The 1035-nt window shown below is 30.0% G+C and carries 1 protein-coding gene; it reads left to right on the plus strand.

Annotation, left to right across the window (positions count from 1 at the left end):
• Nucleotides 1-43 precede the first annotated feature (43 nt).
• Complete coding sequence (locus C7448_RS15715; RefSeq protein WP_115902360.1) at nt 44-1027, plus strand: integrase core domain-containing protein; 984 nt, start codon at nt 44-46, stop codon at nt 1025-1027.
• Nucleotides 1028-1035: the final 8 nt, after the last annotated feature.

The following is a 1035-nucleotide window of genomic DNA, read 5'->3' on the forward strand; positions in this document are numbered from 1 at the left end:
TGTAAAGGTTAACTAATTCGTTGACAAAATCTTATATTTTGTTATGCGTATAAATACAGATGATTTAACTCTAGTTCGAAGCTATTTACAGAAATATCAATTTTTGATTAGTGAATATGAACAAGTAAAAAACAAAACCCATCCTCGTTATCGTTTTGTAAAAGAATTTTATGAAGCCAATGGCACAGATCGACGTACTTTTTTAAAATATTATAATCGTTTCAAACAAAGTGGTAATCAAAGGGATTTATTACCTCGAAAAAGAGGACCCAAATGGAAAACCAGAAGACCATTACCCTTTATTGAACAAAAAGTATTAGCTTTAAGAGAGCAAGGCAATAATAAATATGAGATTAGTTGTATTTTAAAGCCTAAATTAAAACAGTTTACACCTACACCTTCTGGAGTTTATAATATATTAAAACGTTATGGTGTAAATAGATTAAGTCCAAAAATGGTTGAAAACAAAAGAAGAATCATTAAAAAGAAAGCAGGAGAGTTAGGTCATATTGATACTCATTACTTGCCTAAAGGAATTGTTAACTCAGAACCTAAAAAACGTTACTATTTGTACGGTATTATAGACTCCTGTACTCGAGTTGCTTGGGTAGAGTTAACAGAAGACTTAACAGCATTAACAACCATGTTTTCTGGGCTTAGAAGTTTTAATATTCTTGCCAGTCATTATAATATTAAGTTCAAGGAAGTTTTAACTGATAATGGTCCTGAGTTTGGTAAAAAAGAAAGTAAATCTAAGGCAGGACATCCTTTTGAAAGAATGCTTACTGAATTAGAAATAAAGCACAGATATATTAAACCTTATAGGCCACAAACCAATGGAAAAATTGAACGCTTTTGGAGAACAATTGAAGAGGACGTAATCCATGGAACTTATTTTGAATCTAAAGAACATTTGAAAGAAGAAATATTACAATATATTTATTATTATAATCAAGAAAGACCACACCAAAGTTTAAATGGTGTGCCTCCTAATATTTTTAACCAAAATTGTCAACGAATTAGTTAACCTTTACA

This window comes from Tenacibaculum gallaicum, from assembly GCF_003387615.1.
GTDB lineage: Bacteria > Bacteroidota > Bacteroidia > Flavobacteriales > Flavobacteriaceae > Polaribacter > Polaribacter gallaicus.